Origin of the sequence: Pseudoduganella sp. RAF19 (assembly GCF_052114165.1) — a bacterium.
In the GTDB taxonomy this organism is placed as follows: domain Bacteria; phylum Pseudomonadota; class Gammaproteobacteria; order Burkholderiales; family Burkholderiaceae_D; genus Rugamonas.
The window spans coordinates 1-521 of the sequence record NZ_JBFREF010000035.1; the positions used below are offsets into that span (position 1 = coordinate 1).

The 521-nt window shown below is 47.6% G+C and carries 1 pseudogene; it reads right to left on the reverse strand.

The features are described from left to right. Positions 1-326: pseudogene (locus AB4Z19_RS30475) on the reverse strand (hypothetical protein); the annotation flags it as partial. Positions 327-521 lie beyond the last annotated feature (195 nt).

Sequence of the window (521 nt, forward strand, 5' to 3'; positions counted from 1 at the left end):
ACTTCAATTGGAACCTTTGCGTTATGCGCGATTGCGGCGCGAACAGTTTCGTCCGGGTCACGTGCAAGACGATCAAATAGTTCTGAGCTGAGCTTCCGTTTTACTGCAACGGCATAGCGAACTTTAGGGTCCAAATTCAGCGACAGAATTTCAAGGATCGGAAGCGGTACAGTCTTGTTATGAGCAACCCATTCAAGCATATCGGGAAAGTGTTCAATAACTTCAACCCAGACTTGGATGCTCGCTGATTCGTTCGCTGCGCGAGTGTATTCGTCGAGAATCGCGCTCTGCCGCAAGCGAACAAACTCTGAAGCTGTAGAAATCATGACTCATATGTCCGTACTGAATTTTTAAGTTCCCAAATGACTGCAACTGGCCGACTTCAGTCAATTTTTTTAACATTCGCCACGACGGCCCATTGAACAATAAAAGCGTCCGCTCGCCCTTCAAGCTTCATAGATCTTGCAGCTTGTATCATCAAATCCCAGAAGCGTCTCCCTTGGCGAGAATGGCCTGCAACT